The sequence below is a fragment of the Nocardioides marinquilinus genome (assembly GCF_039543705.1).
GTDB lineage: Bacteria > Actinomycetota > Actinomycetes > Propionibacteriales > Nocardioidaceae > Nocardioides > Nocardioides marinquilinus.
Genome location: NZ_BAABKG010000001.1, coordinates 675,627 through 694,765, shown reverse-complemented (window position 1 = coordinate 694,765; position 19,139 = coordinate 675,627). Strand labels below are relative to the sequence as shown.

General features: G+C 73.8%; 18 protein-coding genes. 6 read left to right on the top strand and 12 right to left on the bottom strand.

Annotation, left to right across the window (positions count from 1 at the left end):
* Positions 1–752 precede the first annotated feature (752 nt).
* Positions 753–2,258, bottom strand: a complete 1,506-nt coding sequence (locus tag ABEA04_RS03270; protein ID WP_345454473.1) for a serine/threonine-protein kinase — start codon at positions 2,256–2,258, stop codon at positions 753–755.
* A gap of 54 nt (positions 2,259–2,312) precedes the next feature.
* Here ABEA04_RS03270 and ABEA04_RS03265 point away from each other — a divergent pair, with 54 nt between their 5' ends.
* Both ABEA04_RS03265 and ABEA04_RS03260 read left to right on the top strand, forming a co-directional pair.
* The gene (locus ABEA04_RS03265) at positions 2,313–2,888 is read left to right on the top strand and encodes an RNA polymerase sigma factor (RefSeq protein ID WP_345454471.1); all 576 of its coding nucleotides are present in this window, start codon (positions 2,313–2,315) and stop codon (positions 2,886–2,888) included.
* Positions 2,885–4,396 carry a M1 family metallopeptidase gene (locus tag ABEA04_RS03260; RefSeq protein WP_345454469.1) on the top strand — a complete coding sequence of 504 codons (1,512 nt, stop codon included), beginning with the start codon at positions 2,885–2,887 and terminating at the stop codon, positions 4,394–4,396. The genes ABEA04_RS03265 and ABEA04_RS03260 overlap by 4 nt, the downstream gene beginning before the upstream one ends.
* A gap of 231 nt (positions 4,397–4,627) precedes the next feature.
* On the opposite strand, the gene ABEA04_RS03255 is transcribed toward ABEA04_RS03260, so the two are convergent.
* The 9 genes from ABEA04_RS03255 to ABEA04_RS03215 all read right to left on the bottom strand — a co-directional run bounded on the left by ABEA04_RS03255 (position 4,628) and on the right by ABEA04_RS03215 (position 13,402).
* The gene (locus ABEA04_RS03255; RefSeq protein WP_345454467.1) at positions 4,628–5,005 is read right to left on the bottom strand and encodes a hypothetical protein; all 378 of its coding nucleotides are present in this window, start codon (positions 5,003–5,005) and stop codon (positions 4,628–4,630) included.
* A 9-nt stretch (positions 5,006–5,014) separates the two neighbouring features.
* Positions 5,015–6,007, bottom strand: a complete 993-nt coding sequence (locus ABEA04_RS03250) for a Rossmann-fold NAD(P)-binding domain-containing protein (RefSeq protein ID WP_345454465.1) — start codon at positions 6,005–6,007, stop codon at positions 5,015–5,017.
* A 57-nt stretch (positions 6,008–6,064) separates the two neighbouring features.
* Positions 6,065–7,660: a serine/threonine-protein kinase gene (locus tag ABEA04_RS03245; protein WP_345454464.1), complete on the bottom strand. Its 1,596-nt coding sequence runs from the start codon at positions 7,658–7,660 to the stop codon at positions 6,065–6,067.
* A 103-nt stretch (positions 7,661–7,763) separates the two neighbouring features.
* Positions 7,764–9,203 (bottom strand): dihydrolipoamide acetyltransferase family protein, encoded by a 1,440-nt coding sequence (locus tag ABEA04_RS03240; protein ID WP_345454463.1) that lies wholly within the window; start codon positions 9,201–9,203, stop codon positions 7,764–7,766.
* Positions 9,204–9,217: 14 nt separating this feature from the next.
* Positions 9,218–10,210 (bottom strand): alpha-ketoacid dehydrogenase subunit beta, encoded by a 993-nt coding sequence (locus ABEA04_RS03235; protein WP_345454461.1) that lies wholly within the window; start codon positions 10,208–10,210, stop codon positions 9,218–9,220.
* Positions 10,207–11,385, bottom strand: coding sequence for a pyruvate dehydrogenase (acetyl-transferring) E1 component subunit alpha (gene pdhA, locus ABEA04_RS03230; RefSeq protein ID WP_345454459.1), 1,179 nt, complete (start codon positions 11,383–11,385; stop codon positions 10,207–10,209). The genes ABEA04_RS03235 and pdhA overlap by 4 nt, the downstream gene beginning before the upstream one ends.
* 168 nt (positions 11,386–11,553) lie before the next feature.
* Entirely contained in the window at positions 11,554–11,712 is a 159-nt protein-coding gene (locus ABEA04_RS03225) for a hypothetical protein (protein ID WP_345454457.1), read from the bottom strand.
* A 314-nt stretch (positions 11,713–12,026) separates the two neighbouring features.
* Entirely contained in the window at positions 12,027–12,953 is a 927-nt protein-coding gene (locus tag ABEA04_RS03220) for a cation diffusion facilitator family transporter (protein ID WP_345454455.1), read from the bottom strand.
* A gap of 20 nt (positions 12,954–12,973) precedes the next feature.
* Positions 12,974–13,402, bottom strand: coding sequence for a Fur family transcriptional regulator (locus ABEA04_RS03215; RefSeq protein ID WP_345454453.1), 429 nt, complete (start codon positions 13,400–13,402; stop codon positions 12,974–12,976).
* 197 nt (positions 13,403–13,599) lie between these two features.
* Between ABEA04_RS03215 and ABEA04_RS03210 the strand changes: the two genes are divergently transcribed.
* Both ABEA04_RS03210 and ABEA04_RS03205 read left to right on the top strand, forming a co-directional pair.
* Positions 13,600–14,574: a permease gene (locus tag ABEA04_RS03210; protein ID WP_345454449.1), complete on the top strand. Its 975-nt coding sequence runs from the start codon at positions 13,600–13,602 to the stop codon at positions 14,572–14,574.
* A complete protein-coding gene (locus ABEA04_RS03205; RefSeq protein WP_345454447.1) occupies positions 14,571–15,296 on the top strand; it encodes a TIGR03943 family putative permease subunit in 726 nt (241 codons plus the stop codon). Before ABEA04_RS03210 ends, ABEA04_RS03205 begins: the two co-directional genes overlap by 4 nt.
* A gap of 50 nt (positions 15,297–15,346) precedes the next feature.
* Here ABEA04_RS03205 and ABEA04_RS03200 read toward each other — a convergent pair whose 3' ends face one another.
* Positions 15,347–15,985: a CoA transferase subunit B gene (locus tag ABEA04_RS03200; RefSeq protein WP_345454445.1), complete on the bottom strand. Its 639-nt coding sequence runs from the start codon at positions 15,983–15,985 to the stop codon at positions 15,347–15,349.
* Position 15,986: 1 nt separating this feature from the next.
* Complete coding sequence (locus ABEA04_RS03195; RefSeq protein ID WP_345454443.1) at positions 15,987–16,763, bottom strand: CoA transferase subunit A; 777 nt, start codon at positions 16,761–16,763, stop codon at positions 15,987–15,989.
* Between the two features lie 163 nt (positions 16,764–16,926).
* Between ABEA04_RS03195 and bagA the strand changes: the two genes are divergently transcribed.
* Both bagA and bagB read left to right on the top strand, forming a co-directional pair.
* Positions 16,927–17,931 (top strand): ATPase BagA, encoded by a 1,005-nt coding sequence (bagA, locus tag ABEA04_RS03190; protein WP_345454441.1) that lies wholly within the window; start codon positions 16,927–16,929, stop codon positions 17,929–17,931.
* A complete protein-coding gene (bagB, locus tag ABEA04_RS03185) occupies positions 17,928–19,136 on the top strand; it encodes an ArsA family ATPase (protein ID WP_345454439.1) in 1,209 nt (402 codons plus the stop codon). Before bagA ends, bagB begins: the two co-directional genes overlap by 4 nt.
* The last annotated feature ends 3 nt before the right edge of the window (positions 19,137–19,139 follow it).

The following is a 19,139-nucleotide window of genomic DNA, read 5'->3' as shown; positions in this document are numbered from 1 at the left end:
GGCCTGGTGAGTGACGAGCACGGAGGGCGCAGCGAGGAACGAGCGAGCCCTCCGCGCGCAGGAGCGAACCGGGTCGCGTGAAGGCGCCGCGAACACGCGCCGAAGCGAGGAACGAGCGGAGGCGCCAAACAACACAGGGGCTGGTCATCCCGCCCGCCGCGGCCGTTGACCGGCAGAGCCCTTCGACAAGCTCAGGGTCCGTGTGGGGACGTTCGCATCGACCGCGCGAGGTCTCGAGGCTCGTCGCCAGGGCTCCTCGCACCTCGACCACCGTCCGGTCGGGCCGACCACAGACCCGTTCGCGGCGCGCGACCTGGTGAGTGACGAGCACGGAGGGCGCAGCGAGGAACGAGCGAGCCCTCCGCGCGCAGGAGCGAACCAGGTCGCACGAAGGCGCCGCAACACGCGCCGAAGCGAGGAACGAGCGGAGGCGCAATTCAATACAGCCGGCTGGTCATCCCACCTCGCGTGGCCGTTGACCGACCGTGCCCTTCGACAAGCTCAGGGTCCGTGATGGGGCCTGGGCGCGGAGGGCCAGAGGTCTCGAGGCTCGTCGCCAGGGCTCCTCGCACCTCGACCACCGTCCGGGCGGGCCGACCACAGACCCGTTCGCGGCGCGCGACCTGGTGAGTGACGAGCACGGAGGGCGCAGCGAGGGACGAGCGAGCCCTCCGCGCGCAGGAGCGAACCGGGTCGCGTGAAGGCGCCGCGAACACGCGCCGAGGCGAGGAACGAGCGGAGGCGCGATCGAGCTAGGTCAAGCCACTCGTGCGCAGCGAGTCGAGGACCTTGTTGGCCTGGCGCTGGTCGCGGGCGCGGACCTGCAGCCACAGCAGCTTGCCGGCCTCGACCTGGATGACCCGCTCGACGGTGACGTCGCCGCGGGCGCAGCCGGCGAAGGTGACGGTGACCGTGGGGCCGAGGGTGCCGGTGGGGTCGAGGGAGGGCGAGAAGGACGACTCGCACTCGGGGTGCTGGGGCACGGTGTCGGGCAGCTCGGTGCCCGGCAGCAGCGCGACGAAGACGCCCTCGCCGTCGTCGGCCCAGGTGGGCGACGTCCCGACCGAGAGCGCCGGGAAGGTCTGCTCCTCGGCGTTCGGCGGCTGCCACGGCACGGTCGACTGGGCGTCCCAGGCGGGCGGCACGGTGACGCGGAGCACGCCGGACTCGTCCTCGACGGTCGCCGGGCCGGGGGGCGGCTCGGCGTCCAGCTCGTGCTGGCCGAACCACCCGGCCGCGCCGCCGCCGGCCAGCGCCAGCAGCACCACGAGCAGGACGGCGAGCGCGCGGCCCACGCGGCGACGTCGCCGCGGCGGCACCGGGTCGGGCAGCGGCGCGTCGGTGGTCCTCGGGGAGGGCCGCTCCCCCGGCTGGGTCAGGTGGGGGTCGACCGGCAGCACGCGGGTGCCGGGCCCGTGCGGCCCGCCCCGCCAGTCCTCGAGGGCGAAGGTGAGGGCGTCGACGTAGGCGGTCACGCTCGGCCACCGGTCGGCCCGGTCGCGGGCCATCGCCCGCCGGACGACGTCCTCGACCGACTCGGGGAACGCACGGCCCGGCGTCGACATCGGTGCCGGCTCGGCGCCGACCGCCGCGGCCGGCAGCGAGGTGTGGCTCCACGGCAGGCGGCCGCTGAGCAGCAGGAAGGTCAGCACGCCGAGCGAGAACTGGTCGGCGCGGGCGTCGGGTGCCTCGCCCTGGGCCTGCTCGGGGGCGACGTAGGCCGGCGTCCCGGCGATCATCGTCAGCCGCGACGAGACGTCGAGCGCCTTGCCGAGGCCGAGGTCGCCGACCATCGCGCGCACCCCGGCGACGCCGGCGGCGGGGTCGACGGTGCGGAAGAGCACGTTGGCGGGCTTCACGTCGCGGTGCAGCACCCCGCGGTCGTGCAGCGCCTGCAGGCCGGCCCCGACCTGCGCGACGACCTCGAGGGCCTGCGGCACCGTCATGCCGCCCGACTCGAGCCGGTCGGCGAGCGTGCCCTGGTCGGCGTAGGCCATGACGAGGTAGGGGCGGCCGTCGTCCAGCGACCCGGCGTCGTAGACCGGGACCACGTGCGGCGACTCGACCCGCCGCAGGTAGCGCCCCTCCTCGACGAAGCGCGTGCGCACCTCGAACTGCTCCGACCAGTTGTCGGCGAGCACCTTGATGGCCACCGGGGCGTCGAGCTGCTCGTCGTAGGCGAGCCACACCGTGGCGAACCCGCCGCTGCCGATCCGGCGACGCACGGCGTAGCGCCCGAGATGGCTGGGGGTCGACACGGGTGCATTATCTTTCACGGCGTCAGACGGACGTCGAGTGGGAAGGCCTCTGGTGTGACCTCGAGCCCCGACTCCCCTACCGCCGACGACATCGACGACCTCGCGCGTCGTGCCCAGGCCGGCGACAGCGACGCCCTCGGGGCGCTGCTGGCCGCGGTGCGGCCCCGCACGCTGCGCGTGTGCCAGGGCGTGCTGCCCTACACCCCCGACGCCGAGGACGCCTGCCAGGAGGCGCTGCTCAACGTCGCCACCAAGATCGGCTCGTGGGGCGGCCGCGGTCGCTTCACCACGTGGCTGCACGTGGTGGCGGTCAACTCGGCCCGCACGACCTACCGCCGCATGCGCAACCAGGCCGTGGCCGCCGACCCGCAGGAGCACGGCCCGCTGGCCGAGAAGCCCGACCCGCGCACCACCAGCGTCATCGCCGGCACCCGCCTCGACCTGCTCGAGGCCATGGAGGCCATCGAGCGCGACCACCCGCAGTACGTCGAGCCGCTGCTGCTGCGCGACGTCTACGGCATGGCCTACGACGAGATCGCCGAGCTGGTCGGCGCCCCGCTGGGCACGATCAAGGCGCAGATCCACCACGGCCGCAAGCTGGCGCGCCCGCTGCTGCGCGGTGAGGAGTGAGGCGACCGCTCGCCGCCGCCCTGTCGGTGGTGCTGCTCGCCGGTCTCGCCGCCTGTGGTTCCGACGAGGAGCCCGAGGCCGCGCCGTCGGGGTCGGCCAGCGCGGGGGCGCCGTCGTCCGCCCCGGCCTCCGAGCCGGAAGAGCCGAGCGAGCCGGCGGAGACGAGTGAGCCGGCCGAGCCGGACGCCGACCTCGACCTCGCGCTGAGCGAGCCGCGCGAGGACTCCTACTACCCGGAGGTCGGCGACCCCGGCGTCGACGCGCTGCACTACGACCTCGACCTCGCCTGGGACCCCGACACCGACACCCTCACCGGCACCGAGGTGCTCACCTTCCGCGCCACCGAGACGGCCGACCGGTTCCGGCTCGACCTCGGTGAGCCGCTCGAGGTCACCTCACTGACCCTCGACGGTGCCGAGGTCGACCACGAGCACACCGGCAAGGACCTCGTGGTCGAGGCGCCCGTCGAGGCCGACGGCCGCTACGAGCTGACGCTGGGCTACGAGGGCACGCCCGAGCCGGTCGACGCGCCCACCAGCCGCGGCGACTTCGACACCACCGGCTTCACCATCACCGCCGACCACGAGACCTGGACGATGCAGGAGCCGTTCGGCGCCTACAGCTGGTACGCGGTGAACGACCAGCCGTCCGACAAGGCGCTCTACGACTTCACCCTCGCCGTGCCGTCGCCGTGGACGGGCATCGCCAACGGCGAGCAGACCCGCTCCGACGACGACGGCACCACCCACGTCACCGAGTACCACCTGGCCGAGCCGGCGGCGTCCTACCTGGTCACGCTGGCCTTCGGCGACTACCGCAAGACCGACGACGAGGGCCCCGGCGGCGTCCCGATCACCTACTGGACGCCGCGCGACGCTCCCCCGCCCGACGCCGGGCTGCGCTCCATGCCGGCGGCGATGCGCTGGCTCGAGCGGCGGCTCGGCCCCTACCCGTTCGACACCGCGGGCATCCTGCTGGTCGACAGCCAGAGCGGCATGGAGACCCAGACCATGATCACGCTCGGCTACGGCGACTACGCCACCTCGCCCGCCGTCGTGCTGCACGAGCTGGCGCACCAGTGGTACGGCGACCAGGTCACGCCGAACGACTGGCGCGACGTGTGGATGAACGAGGGCATGGCGATGTACCTGCAGCTGATGTGGCAGGCCGAGCAGGACGGCGTCCCGCTGGAGTCCTACCTGCAGTCGATCGTCCCCGACGAGCGGGCCTACCGCGAGGAGGCCGGCCCGCCGGGCGACTTCGACGCCGACGACTTCGCCTCCACCAACGTCTACTACGGCGGCGCGCTGCTGTGGCACTCGATCCGGCGCGAGGTGGGCGACCGTGCGTTCTGGCGGGCGGTCAAGGGCTGGCCGCGCTCGCAGGACGGCACCAGCACCGACCGCGAGACCCTCCTGGCCTACCTCGAGCAGCAGACCGGCGCCGACCTCGACGCGACCTGGGACGCCTGGCTCCTCGACTACACCAGCCCGCCCTTCCCCGGCTGACCGCCGACGCTGCTGGCCGAGCGGGCCCGGGCCTGGGCGACGGGACGCCGCCCGCGAGCGTCCGCGCGGACGACCGGTGGTCTCGAGGCTCGTCGCCAGGGCTCCTCGCACCTCGACCATCGTCGGAGCCCGACCTCACGATGGTCGAGGTGCGAGGCCGGCCACGGCCGAGCCTCGAGACCCCTCACCGCCCACGCGGACGCACGTCCCGACGGGCTCGGGTCTGAGCGGTCAGGTCTGCTCGGAGGCGGCCTGGAGGGGTTCGACGCCGCCGAGGCGCTTGCGGAAGCGGACGTGGTCGGCGTGGTCGGCGAGCGCGCGCCAGAGGGCGGCGTGGGCGGCCCAGGGCAGCGGGTCGGCGCCGCGGTACCAGGTGGCGCCGAAGGCGATCCAGACCGGCGTCCAGTCGCGGGCGAGGTCCCAGGCGCCGCGGTGCGACTCGACCAGGCGGCGCCGGATCTGGAAGGCGCGGCGCGGGCCGTCGAGGCAGATCGGGGCGGTGGCGACCGGCCAGACCCACAGGTCGAGCGCCATCAGGTCGAGCTCGAGGTCGCGCAGACCGCGCGGGTCGACCAGGACGGTCGCCACGTTCTGGTGCGGGGCCCTCACCCCTCGACGCTAACCCGAGCGCCCGTGCCACGCAGCCAGCACCTGCTGCTCGTGCTCGCGCGAGAGGCCGGTGCGCCGCACCTCGGGGCGCTCACGCAGCCAGGCGAGGGTGTCGCGGGCGGTCTCGGCGACGGGCCTGACGACGAGCCCGGCGTCGAGCGACGGCGACGCGTCGCGGGCCGTCATCCCGTCGTACTCCGGCCGGGGCAGCCACATCGGCAGGGCACTGTCGCCCATCCACGGCTCGACGCCCTGCTCGGTCAGGAACGCGCCGGGCACCCAGGTCAGCGCGGCGGTCGAGCCGACCCCCGCCGCGGTCTCGTCGAGCAGCCGACCGGTCGTGGTCGTCGGTCCGACGCCGTCGAAGGCGCCGGGGGTGCGCCGCTCGGCGAGCAGCACCAACCAGGCGGCGAGGTCGCGGACGTCGATGACCTGCGTGCTGTCACCGGGCTCGCCACCGGCGAGCGCCTCGCCGCCCTCGGCCAGCCGCTCGGGCCAGTAGCCGTAGCGCGACGTCGGGTCGCCCGGCCCCACGATGAGGCCCGGCCGCACCAGCACCGACGACGCCGCCCCCGCCGTCACCGCCTCCTCGCAGCCCACCTTCATGGGGCCGTACTGCTCGGGGCCGGTCGCGAGGTCCTCGTCGGTGTGGACGGCGTCCACGAGCGTCGAGGTGTCGGGCCGCAGCCCGGGCGTCGACTCGTCGTCGTAGACGTTGACGGTCGAGACGAAGACCCAGTGCGCGCCGGGGAACGCCGCCACCGCGTGGCGCACCCAGCTGGGGTGCCGCGCGACGTCGACGACGGCGTCGAACCGCTCGCCGCGGAGCCCGTCGGGCGGCTCGGCGTGGGCGGCGCGGTCCCACCGCACGAGCGTGGCGCCATCGGGCACCGTGCCGGTCTCGCCGCGGCAGGCGCACACGACGTCGTGGCCGCGCCGCACCGCCTCGGCCGCGGTGGCCCGGGACAGGAACGCGGTGCCGCCCAGCACGAGGAGTCGCATGGGCTCACCGAACCGCCCGCCGCGCCGGGGCGCAAGCGGTTCCGCCGTCAGCGGACCTCAGCCGGCGCCGACGGACTCGGCGCCGCAGGTGAACGAGACGTCGTAGACCTTGTCGATGAAGTCGCTGCTCGCCGCCTCGGCGGTGGGCTGGAACTCGAGCTCGTCGTTGAGGACGCCGATGTCGACGAGACCGTCGACGCCGTACTCCTCGACGAGGCCCTCGCCGATGCACTGCGCGATCGGCGGGTCGATGCCCGACTGCTCGCCGAAGAACGCCGCCAGGCTGTCGACGGCCCGCTTCTCGCGGTTGCCGCCGGTGGGGCGGTTGGTGCCGGTGGACTCGGACGGCGTCGGCTCGATCGGGTCGCTGGTGGGCGGCGTCGGCGGGCTCGGCACCGTCGGGTCGGTCGGGTCGGTGGGCCCGGTCGGGTCGGTGCTCTCGCTGGTGGTGTCGGTCGTCTCGGTGGGGTCGGCCGAGGTGTCGTCGTCACCGCCGGCGAGCAGCAGGATCGTGACCGTCGCGGCCACGGCGACGACGAGCGCCACCGCCAGCGCGATCAGCAGCCCCCGCCGTCCACCACCGGACGACGACCCGCGCGACGGGGCGAACGGCTGCGTGGCGAACTGCGGCGTGGGCGTCGGCGTCGGCATGAACGGCGGCGCCGGCGGGCCGCCCGTGGGGCCCGGCGTCGGGGTGGGCGTCGGCGTGGGGGTGCGCGGGGTCACCAGGTGCTGCTGGTGCTGCGTGGGCGGCGTCAGCGGCGCGGAGTCGTCCGGCAGCCGGATCGGCTGCGGGTCGTCGGGCAGCCGGGCGATGCGGCGCAGGTCGTCGCGCATCGTGGCGACCGTCGGGTAGCGGTCGGCGGGGTCCTTGGCCATGGCCGAGCGCAGCGCGCGGTTGATCTCGGAGGCGAGCGGGCCGGTCTCGGCCAGCTGCGGCACCGGCGCCTCGAGGTGGCCGCGCACGACCTGGTAGTCGCTGGTGCCCGAGTAGGGGGCGTGCCCGCTGAGCGAGGCCCACAGCAGGCAGCCGAGGGAGTAGATGTCGGACGCCGGCCCGGCCTGCCCGCCGGTGTGCAGCTCGGGCGCCATGTAGCTGGGCGTGCCGACGGTGCCGCCGACCTGCGTGAGCTGCTGGCCGCCGCTGACGTGGCGGGCGATGCCGAAGTCGCCGAGGTAGGCGTGCAGCTCGTTGTCACGGCGGCGCAGCAGCACGTTGGCCGGCTTGATGTCGCGGTGGATGAGCCCGGCCTGGTGGGCGACGGCGAGGCCGTCGGCGATCTGCGAGATGAGGTTCACCCCGACGCGCACGGGCGGGCGGCCGTGGCGGTGCAGCATCTGGCCGAGGTCGCCGTCGGGGATGAGCTGGGTGGCGATGTAGAGCCGGCCGTCGGCCTCGCCGAAGGAGTAGACCTGCACGACGTGCGGCGAGTCGAGGGAGGCCTGCGCCTGCGCCTCCCGGGTGAACCGGGCGCGGAAGCCGGGGTCCTCGCCGATGTGCGGCGTGATGATCTTCAGCGCGACCTGGCGGTTGAGCTGGGTGTCGAGCGCCTGGAAGACGATGCCCATGCCGCCGATGCCGAGGCGCTTGCCGAGGCGGAACGGACCGAGCTCGCCTCCGGGCTCGGGAGTGGCGCCGGCTCCCGTGGTCATCGACACGGAGCCTACTTACCCGTCCGGGGCCGCCCCAAAGCGCGGCGACCCCGGAATCCGTGGTTCTCGCGGGCGGGCCCCCGGGCCCGTCCGGACGGCGGCGTCAGAACAGCAGCGCCGAGCCCGGGTCGTTCAGGATGCCGGCGACGTCGGCCAGGAACCGCGAGCCCTTCTCGCCGTCGATGTGCCGGTGGTCGAAGCTCAGCGCCAGCGTCGTCACGTGGCGCACCGCGATCTCGTCGACGCCGTCCTTCGTGACCACCCACGGCTGCTTGCGGATGGCGCCGAAGCACAGGATGGCCGACTCGCCCGGGTTGATGATCGGGGTGCCGGCGTCGACACCGAAGACGCCCACGTTGGTGATGGTGAAGGTGCCGCCGGCCATGTCGGCGGGCTGCGTGCGCCCCTCGCGCGCCACCGAGGTCAGCTCGGCCAGCGACTGTGCCAGCTCGACCAGCGAGAGCCCGTCGGCGTCCTTGACGTTGGGCACCACGAGCCCGCGCGGCGTGGCCGCGGCGATGCCGAGGTTGACGTAGTGCTTGAGCACGACCTGCTGGGCCGCCTCGTCCCAGTAGGAGTTGATCTCGGGCGTGCGGCGGACGGCGAGCAGCACCGCCTTGGCCAGCACCAGCAGCGGGCTGACGCGCACGGCGCGCAGCTCGCGGCGGGCCTTGAGCCGCTCGACCAGCTCGACCGTGGCGGTGGCGTCGACGGTGACCCACTCGGTGACGTGGGGCGCGGTGAAGGCCGAGTCGACCATCGCGCCGGCCATCATCTTGCGCACGCCCTTGATCGGCTCGCGGGTCTCGCGCTCGCCCGTGCGGGCGGACGACGGCGCGACCACGGACCCCGAGCCCGTCGAAGGGCCGGACGACGCCGACGCGCTCTCGACGTCGGCCCGCGTGACGGTGCCGTCCGGGCCGCTGGGCGTGAGGGTGGCGAGGTCGACGCCGAGGTCCTTGGCGAGCTTGCGCACCGGCGGCTTGGCCAGCACCCGCGCCGACCCGCGGGCCGGCTCGGGCTCGGCCGTCTCGACCGGCGCGGACGTCGCCGGGACGGCGTCCTCGAGGTCGGCCGCCTCGACCATCGGCGAGGAGGCCGACTCGAAGGCCGCCTGGGTCTGCATGTGCGTGGCGACGGTGCCGCTGGCCACCTTGCGCGCGCGGCGCACCGGACCGCGGTCGGCCTTGTTGCGTCCGACCAGGCTCTCGCCCTCGCCGCCGCCGCTCGCGGCGGGGTTGGAGAGGTCGATGGTCATCTCGGCCGGCTGGACGTCGGGCGGCGTGGGGTCCTCGGTGGGCGTCGTCGCGGCGTCCCCGATGGCGATGATCGGGGTGCCGACCGGGATCATCTCGCCCTCGGGCACGAGGATGGCGGTGACCTCGCCGGCGAACGGCGAGGGCAGCTCGACCAGTGACTTGGCGGTCTCGATCTCGACGACGATGTCGTTGATGGCGACGGTGTCGCCGACCTTCACCTTCCAGGTGACGATCTCGGCCTCGGTGAGGCCCTCGCCGACGTCGGGCAGCAGGTACTCCGGCATGGCTGGTGGGTCTCCTAGAAGGCCAGGGTGCGGTCGACGGCGTCGAGGACGCGGTCGAGGTCGGGCAGGAAGTCCTCCTCGATGCGCGAGGCCGGGTAGGGGGTGTCGAACCCACCGACCCGCAGCACCGGCGCCTCGAGGGAGTAGAAGCACTCCTCGGTGATGCGCGCGGCCACCTCGGAGCCCAGGCCGAGGTTGGCGTGCGCCTCGTGGACGACGACCGCCCGGCCGGTGCGGCGCACGGAGTCGTAGACCGGGGCCATGTCGAGCGGCGAGAGGGTGCGCAGGTCGATGACCTCGAGGCTGCGGCCCTCGGTGCCCGCGGCCTCGGCAGCCGCCATCGCGGTCTTCACCGTGGGGCCGTAGGCGAGCACGGTGGCGTCGGTGCCGCGGCGCACCAGCCGGCTGCTGAACAGCGGCTCGGGCGTCGCGGACTCGTCGAGCTCGGCCTTGTCGGCGTGGTACTGCCGCTTGGGCTCGAGGAAGATCACCGGGTCGTCGCACGCGATGGCCTGCTGGATCATCCAGTAACCGTCGACCGGGTTGGAGCAGGCGACGACCTTCAGGCCCGGGGTGTGGGCGAACTGCGCCTCGGGCGACTCGCTGTGGTGCTCGACCGCACCGATGCCGCCGCCGAACGGGATGCGGATGACGATCGGCATCTTCACCCGGCCCTGGCTGCGGTAGTGGATCTTCGCGACCTGGCAGACGATCTGGTCGTAGGCGGGGTAGACGAAGCCGTCGAACTGGATCTCGACGACCGGGCGGTAGCCGCGCATCGCCATGCCGACCGCGGTGCCGACGATGCCCGACTCGGCGAGCGGGGAGTCGATGACGCGGTCCTCGCCGAAGTCCTTCTGCAGACCGTCGGTGATGCGGAAGACGCCGCCGAGCTTGCCGACGTCCTCGCCCATGAGCAGGACCTTCGGGTCGTCCTCCATGGCCTTGCGCAGGCCGAGGTTGAGGCCCTTGGCCAGGGTGATCCGCTGGGTGGTCTGGGTGCTCATGCGTGGCTCCCCTCGAACGAGTCGAGGTAGGCCGCGAAGCCCTCGCGCTGGGCGGCGAGCTCGGGGGTCTCCTCGGCGTAGACGTGGTCGAACATCGCCATCGGCCTGGGGTCGGGCATGGCCTTGCAGCCCTCGCGCAGCGTGTGGCCGAGGTCGTCGGCCTCGGCGGCGACGTCGGCGATGAAGGTGTCGTCGACCAGGCCGTTGCGCCGCAGGTAGGCCTCGACGCGGGCGATCGGGTCCTTCAGCTTCCAGCTCTCGACGTCGTCGGAGAGCCGGTAGCGGGTGGGGTCGTCGGTGGTCGTGTGGGCGCCCATCCGGTAGGTGTAGGCCTCCACGAAGGTGGGGCCCTGCCCGTCGCGGGCCCGCTGCAGCGCCGCGCGGGTGACGGCGTAGGTGGCCAGCGCGTCGTTGCCGTCGACGCGCACGCCGGGGAAGCCGAAGCCGAGCGCGCGCTGGTAGAGCGGGATGCGCGTCTGGCGCTCGATGGGCTCGGAGATCGCCCACTGGTTGTTCTGGCAGAAGAAGACGACCGGCGCGTTGTAGGACGCGGCGAAGATGAAGGCCTCGTTGACGTCGCCCTGGCTGCTGGCGCCGTCGCCGAAGTGGGCGAGGACGGCGGCGTCGCGCTCGGCGTCGCCGGTGCCGACGTCGCCGTCGCGCTGGATGCCCATGGCGTAGCCGGTGGCGTGCAGCGTCTGGGCGCCGATGACGATCGTGTAGAGCCCGAAGTTGACGTCGGCAGGGTTCCAGTTGCCGTGGTCGACGCCGCGGAACAGGCCGAGCAGCTTGAGCGGGTCGAGGCCGCGGCACCACGCGACGCCGTGCTCGCGGTAGGTCGGGAAGACGAAGTCCTGCGGGCGGAGCGCGCGGCCGGCGCCCACCTGGGCGGCCTCCTGGCCGAGCAGCTGGGCCCAGATGCCGAGCTCGCCGTGGCGCTGCAGCGCGGTGGCCTCGACGTCGAGGCGGCGCACCAGCGTCATGTCGCGGTAGAAGCCGCGCAGCTGCTCCTCGCTGAAGTCGAGGTCGAACTCGGGGTGGTGGACCCGCTCGCCCTCGGGGGTCAGCAGCTGCACCAGCTCGGGGCCGCCGTCGCTCTGGCCGGGTCCGAAGACCTCCGCCAGGTCGGGGCCGAAGCCCGACGCGCTCGAGGCCGGATCGGGGGGTGCGTTCATCGACAGGGCTCCTCGTCTATGGCCCGCTGGGCGGGGTCGCCGCCATCGGGTCTCTCGGTGGGCCGGCAGCCGGCCGCGGGCCGCCGCAGGGGTGGCGCGGCTGTGACCCGGGGCACAGCCGGATGTCGTCAACCTAGCGCCGCGCCGGTCGCGGTCGTCAATCCGACCTCAGCGGTCGGGGGTCTCGGCGCTCAGGCGCAGCGCGATCGAGGCGAGGGCGAGCGCCTGCACCGACTCCCACGTGCCGGGCTTGAGCCGCTCGGCGGTCTCGGCCGCCTTCTGGGCCAGGGCGGCGGCGCGGGCGAGCTGCTGGTCGTCGGTCGGCATGCTCCGATCCGACCACATCCGCCGCAGGTCGGGCTTGGACGACACGACGAACCGCCGACCCCGCGCCCGTCCGTGCGCACGGTTCCCCTCCGACGCCGACCCAGTCACCCGGACCCTGGGCTTGTCGAAGGCCTTGCGCGAGTGGTGGGTGCCCTTCGACGAGCTCAGGGTCCGTGGGGTGGCGTTTCGCGTGCTCCTTGCGCGGTCTCGAGGCTCGGCGGTGGCCGGCCTCGCACCTCGACCATCGTCAGAGCCCGCTCCCACGATGGTCGAGGTGCGAGGAGCCCTGGCGACGAGCCTCGAGACCCCCGGGCCTAATGCAGCTCGCCGAGGTTCTCGTGGGCCTCGTGGGAGCGGGGCTCCACTTGGAAGGTGGCGTGCTCGACGTCGAAGTGGGCGGCGACGCAGGCGCAGAGCTCGTCGAGGATGGCGCCGACGCCGCGGGCGGCGAGGGCCTCGTCGGTGACGGTGACGTGGGCCGAGAGGCTGGGGATGCCGCTGGTGATGGTCCAGGCGTGCAGGTCGTGCACGTCGACGACGCCGTCGACGTGGCGCAGGTGGTGGACGACGTCGTCGAGGTCGAGGCCGTTCGGGGCGATCTCGAGCAGGACGACGGCGGCGTCGCGCATCAGCACCAGCGCCCGCGGCAGGATCATCACCGCGATGACGAGCGACGCGACGGGGTCGGCGCCGTGCCAGCCGGTGGCCAGCACGACCAGGCCGGCGAGCACCGCCAGCACCGAGCCGAGCAGGTCGGCGAAGACCTCGTTGGCGGCGCCACGCAGGTTGAGCGAGGCCTCGCCCTCGCGGCCACGGTGCAGCAGCACCATCGAGACGCCGTTGGCCAGCAGGCCCACCGAGGCGAACAGCACCATCGGCAGCGCGTCGACGTCCGGCGGGTCGCCGAGCCGCGAGATGCCGGCCCAGCCCAGGTAGCCGCACACGCCGAGCAGCACGAGGGCGTTGACCAGCGCGGCCAGCACCTCGGCGCGGTGGTAGCCGAAGGTCGAGCGGCGTCCGGCCGGCAGCGAGGCGACGTACGACGCCCCCAGCGCGAGGACGACGGCGCCGGCGTCGGTGGCCATGTGGGCGGCGTCGGCCAGCAGCGCGAGCGAGCCGGTGACGACGGCACCCACGACCTCGACCACCATCACCGTGACGGTGACCGCCAGCACCCGGCGCAGCCGTCGCCGGTCGGCGGCGCGTCCGGCGGCGTGCCCGTGGCCGTGCCCGTGGCCCATGCTCTCGCCCGGTCCGGGTCTCAGTCGCCGGCGGCGTCCGCCTGGCAGGCGGGGCAGGTGCCGAAGAGCTCGACGGTGTGGCTGACGTCGGCGTAGCCGTGCTCGCGGGCCTGCGCGCTGGCCCACCGCTCGACGGCCGGGCCCTCGATCTCGACGGTGCGGCCGCAGCGACGGCAGACGAGGTGGTGGTGGTGCGAGCGGCTGCAGCTGCGGTAGACCGCCTCGCCGCCGTCGGTCTTGAGCACGTCGACCTGGCCCTGGTCGGCCAGGGTCTGCAGGGCGCGGTAGACCGTGGCGAGGCCGACGGACTCGCCGTCGCGGCGCAGCGCCTCGTGGATCTCCTGGGCGGTGCGGAAGTCGTCGGAGGCCGACATCGCGGCCTCGACGGCCCGCTTCTGCCGCGTCGACCGCGACACCGGCTTGCCCGTGGTGACGGTGCTGTCGTTCAAGGTGGTCCCTGTCGCTCGGCTCGGACCCACGCTACCCGGCGGGCGCGGCCGGGGGAGCGCACGAGCCGTCGTCCACGATCGCACCGTTCCCTCGCATTGATAATGAACATGGTGTTCACTACCGCCTGGACGACGCACCACCCCGACCCGGCGACGGAGGCCCCGCCGTGAGCACCCCGCCCGTAGGCACCCCGCCCGTGAGCTCCGGGACGCCGACCCGACGGCCCCCCGTCGGCCAGGTCGAGCTGGTCGCGATCGCGATCCTCGCCGTGCTGCTCGGCGGCCGCTGGATCGTGCCGCTGCTCGACCACCCCTCGCTGGCCACGTGGAGCACGATCTTCGTGGCCATCGTCGTCCAGTCGACGCCGTTCCTGGTCATGGGCGTGCTGCTCTCGGCGGTCATCACCGCGCTGCTGTCGGAGAAGGTGCTGCGCAAGGTCGTGCCGCGCAACCCGGCCCTCGGCGTGCCGGTGGCCGGCGTGGCCGGCATCGGGCTGCCGGGCTGCGAGTGCGCCGCCGTCCCGATCGCCGGCAGCCTGATCCGGCGCGGCGTCGCGCCCGCGGTGGCTCTCACCTTCCTGCTCGCCGCGCCGGCCATCAACCCCGCGGTCATCGTCTCCACGGCCGTCGCCTTCCCGGGCGAGCCGATGTTCGTGCTGGCCCGGTTCGTGGCCTCGCTCCTCACCGCGGTCGCGGTCGGCTGGTGGGTGCTCGCGCGCGCCGGCCGGCTGCCGATGCTCGACCGCGGCGGCACCCTCGACCCCGACGCCTCCAAGCGCGACCGGTTCGTGCAGACGGTGCGGCACGACTTCCTGCACGCCTCGGGCTTCCTGGTGCTCGGCGCGATCCTCGCCGCCAGCATCAACACCTTCGTGCCGCGCGAGGTGGTCGACACCGTCGCCGGCCAGGCGGTGCTCGGCGTCCTCACGCTGGCGCTCTTCGCGTTCCTGGTGGCGCTGTGCTCGGAGTCCGACGCCTTCGTCGCCGCCAGCTTCACCGCCTTCTCCCCCACCGCCAAGCTGGCCTTCCTCGTCGTCGGGCCGGCCATGGACGTCAAGCTCGCCTCGATGGAGGCCGGCCGGTTCGGGACGGCGTTCGCGCGGCAGTTCGTGCCGGTGGTGCTGGTCACCGCCGTCGTCTCGGCCTCGCTCGTGGGGTGGTGGCTGCTGTGACCCGACCGACCCAGGGCCTGCTGATGGCCTTCCTCGGCGCCGTGCTGGTGCGGCTGGCGTTCACCGACGCCTACCTGCGCTACGTGACCGAGTGGATGAAGTGGCCGATCCTCCTCAGCGGGGTGCTGCTCGTCGTCCTGGCCGTGGGCCTGGTCGTCGCGCCGCCGAGCTCGCACGACGGCCACGACGGCCACGACCACGCGGACGACGACGGGCACGGCCACGGCGGACTGCCGCTGGTGACCTGGCTGCTGGTGCTGCCGGGCCTGGTCACCTTCGTCATCAGCCCGCCCCAGCTCGGCTCCTACCTGGCCGAGCGCCGCTCGGGCGAGACCGCGCCGGTGGCCAAGCCCGCCGACCTCGCGCAGCTCGAGGAGGGCGAGGTGGTCGACGTCGACGTCACCGAGTTCATCTGGCGCGCCCAGGACGGCGGCGAGACGCTCGACGGGCAGCAGGTCGCCCTCACCGGGTTCGTCTCCTACGACCGCGACGGCGCGTGGTACGTCAGCCGGCTCACCATCGGCTGCTGCGCCGCCGACGCGATGGCCTACCAGGTCGAGGTCGACGACCCGTCGGACGACGCCGTCCGCCCGCCGCGCGACCAGTGGGTGAAGGTGACCGGCACCTACGCCTCCGGCACGGGCACCGACGGCACGACCCCGCCGACCATCACGGCGGCGGAGGTCGTGGAGGTCGAGGAGCCGAGGCAGACCTACGAGTAGTGCCCTTCGACAGGCTCAGGGTCCGTGGCGGCGCGGGGTCCGCCCGCGGGTCAGTCGAGCAGCGCGGGCTCGGTCTTGGCGCGCACCTCGTCGGCGGTGACGTCGGGGGCGAGCTCGACGAGCCGCAGGCCGCCGTCGGGACCGGGCTCGACGTCGATGACGGCGAGGTCGGTGATGATGCGCTGCACGACGCCGCGGCCGGTGTAGGGCAGCGAGCACTCGTTCACGATCTTGTAGGAGCCGTCGCGCGCGACGTGCTCCATCAGCACGATGACCCGCTTGGCGCCGTGGACGAGGTCCATCGCCCCGCCCATGCCCTTGACCATCTTGCCGGGGATCATCCAGTTCGCGATGTCGCCGGCCCGGCTGACCTGCATCGCGCCGAGGATGGCGGCGTCGATCTTGCCGCCGCGGATCATCCCGAACGACATCGCCGAGTCGAAGAACGAGGCGCCGCGGCGCAGCGTGACGGTCTCCTTGCCGGCGTTGATCAGGTCGGGGTCCTCCTCGCCCTCGAACGGGTAGGCGCCCACCCCGAGGATCCCGTTCTCGGACTGCAGCACCAGCTCGACGTCCTCGGCGACGTAGTTCGGCACCAGCGTCGGCAGCCCGATGCCGAGGTTGACGTAGGAGCCGTCGGACAGCTCCGAGGCCGCCCGGGCGGCCATCTGCTCACGGGTCCAGGCCATCTCAGTTCTCCCGCTTCCTGGTGGTGACGCGCTCGATGCGCTTCTCGGCGGCCTGCTCAGGGGTCAGCGCCACAACCCGCTGCACGAACACGCCGGGGGTGTGGACCTCGTTCGGGTCGAGCTCACCGGGCTCCACGAGGTGCTCGACCTCGGCCACGGTGACCCGGCCGCACATCGCGGCCAACGGGTTGAAGTTGCGCGCGGAGTCGCGGTAGACGAGGTTGCCGTGCCGGTCGCCCTTCCAGGCGCGCACCAGGCCGAAGTCGGCCACGATCGCCTCCTCGAGCACGAACTCCTTCGGGCCGTCGTGGGTCTCGAAGACCCGGGTGTCCTTCGGGGGCGAGGCCACCACCACGTTGCCCTCGCTGTCGTAGCGCCAGGGCAGCCCGCCCTGGGCGACCTGGGTGCCGCCGCCGGTGGCGGTGTAGAACGCCGCGATGCCGCTGCCGCCGGCGCGCATCCGCTCGGCCAGCGTGCCCTGCGGGGTCAGCTCGACCTCGAGCTCGCCGGAGAGGTACTGGCGGGCGAACTCCTTGTTCTCCCCCACGTAGGAGGCCACCATCCGCCGCAACCGGCCCGCGGCCAGCAGCCGCCCCAGCCCCCAGTCGTCGACCCCGGCATTGTTCGAGACCGCCTCGATCTCCCGCGTGCCGGCCGCGAGCAGCGCCTCGACGAGCACCGAGGGGATGCCGCACAGGCCGAAGCCACCCACCGCCACCGTGGCGCCGTCCGGGATGTCGGCGACCGCCTCGGCCGCCGAGCTGACCACCTTGTCCATGCCGCGCACCCTAGTGCGGCGCCCGGCGGTCCAGACCGGTCGGTCGAGGGTTCCCGCCCGCCGGCTCTCCCCTCCTGCGGCGTGGTGGTGCTCCCGTCGTTCGTCGACTCCGTCCGCGCCGACCTCACCCGATCGACTTCGGTGGCCTCACTACGCTCGAGACGTGAGCGACTGGCCCCGGGTGCGGCTCCACGTGGTGACCGGCAAGGGCGGCACGGGCAAGTCGACGGTCGCCGCCGCGCTGGCGCTGGCGCTGGCCGACGAGGGCCGCACGGTGCTGCTGTGCGAGGTCGAGGGCCGGCAGGGCATCGCCCGGATGTTCGACGTCGACCCGCTGCCGTTCGCCGAGCGCCGCCTGGCCACCGGCCTCCCCCCGGACGACGGCGCCGGCCGGCCGGGCGTCGTCCACGCGCTGCACATCGACCCCGAGTCGGCGCTGCTGGAGTACCTCGCGCTCTACTACAAGCTCGGCCGCGCCGGCCGCGCGCTCGACAAGTTCGGCGTCATCGAGTTCGCCACCACCATCGCCCCCGGCGTGCGCGACGTGCTGCTCACCGGCAAGCTCTTCGAGGCCGTCGAGCGCAACCGGCGCAACAAGGGCGCCATCCACTACGACGCCGTCGTGCTCGACGCCCCGCCCACCGGCCGCATCACCCAGTTCCTCGGCGTCAGCGACGAGCTGATCGGGCTGGCCAAGGTGGGCCCGGTCAAGTCGCAGTCCGAGACGATGATGACGCTGTTCCGCTCGCCCCGCACCGCGGTGCACCTGGTCACGGTGCTGGAGGAGATGCCCGTGCAGGAGACCGCCGACGGCATCGCCGAGCTGCGCGGCGCCCGGCTGCCCGTGGGCGGCGTGATCGTCAACCAGGTGCGCTCGCGCGACCTCGCCCGCGCGGCGGTCGGCGCGGCCGGCGTCGACACGCTCGACGAGCAGACGCTGGTGGCCGACCTCGCCGAGAGCGGCCTCGACGTGGACGACGCCCTCGTCGCCGGCCTGCTGCACGAGGGCCGCGAGCACGCCGAGCGCCGCGAGCTCGAGGCCGCGCAGCGGGCCCGGGTCGACGAGCTCGGGGTGCCGGTCTACGAGCTGCCGCGGCTGCCCGGCGGCGTCGACCTCGGCGCGCTCTACGAGCTCGCGGGCGCGCTGCGCCGGCAGGGGCTGGCGTGAGCGGCGGGCGGGTGCGCGTCGGGCCGACGTCCTCCTCGTCGGGGCCGGCCGCGTCGTTCGACGTCGACGCGCTGCTCGACGACCCCACCGTGGGGATCGTGGTCTGCTGCGGCTCCGGCGGCGTCGGCAAGACCACCACGGCCGCGGCGCTGGCGCTGCGTGCGGCCGAGCGGGGCCGTCACGTCGTCGTCCTCACCATCGACCCGGCACGGCGGCTGGCGCAGGCGATGGGCATCGCCGAGCTCGACAACACCCCGCGGCCCGTGGCCGGCATCGACGACGCCGAGGGCGGCAGCCTCGAGGCGATGATGCTCGACATGAAGCGCACCTTCGACGAGGTGGTCGAGAGCCAGGCCTCGCCGGAGCGTGCGAAGCAGATCCTGGAGAACCCGTTCTACGTCGCGCTGTCGAGCTCGTTCGCCGGCACCCAGGAGTACATGGCGATGGAGAAGCTCGGCCAGCTGCACGCCGATGAGCACACCGCCTCGCGGCCCGACGGCCGCTACGACCTCATCGTGGTCGACACGCCGCCGTCGCGCTCGGCACTCGACTTCCTCGACGCCCCCGAGCGGCTCTCGAGCTTCCTCGACGGGCGCTTCGTGCGGCTGATGCTCACCCCGGCCCGCGGGCCGGCGCGGCTGGTGACGGCGGGGTTCGGTCTGGTGACCGGCGCCCTGACCAAGGTGCTGGGCGCGCAGGTGCTGCGTGACCTGCAGACGTTCGTGGCCGCCATCGACACCGTCTTCGGCGGCTTCCGGCAGCGCGCGATGAAGACCTACGCACTGCTGCAGGCCCGCGGCACGGCGTTCGTGGTCGTGGCGGCACCCGAGGACGACGCACTGCGCGAGGCGGCCTACTTCGTCGAGCGGCTCAGCGACGACGCGATGCCGCTGGCCGGCCTCGTGGTCAACCGCGCCGCGACGCTGCCCGCCGGCGACCTGTCGGCCGACGAGGCGGTGGCGGCCGCCGTCCGGCTGCGCAAGCGCGACCCGCGGTCACCGACCGCCGAGCTGCTGCGGCTGCACGCCGACCGCGCCCGGCTCGCCGAGCGCGAGCGTCGCCTGCGCGAGCGCTTCGCGACCACGCACCCGCAGGTGCCGAGCGTCGTCGTGCCGGCGCTGCCCAGCGACGTCCACGACCTCGACGGCCTGCGCCGTGTCGGCGAGCTGCTCGGCGACGGCGGGACGACGGCCCCGCCGCGCTGAGGC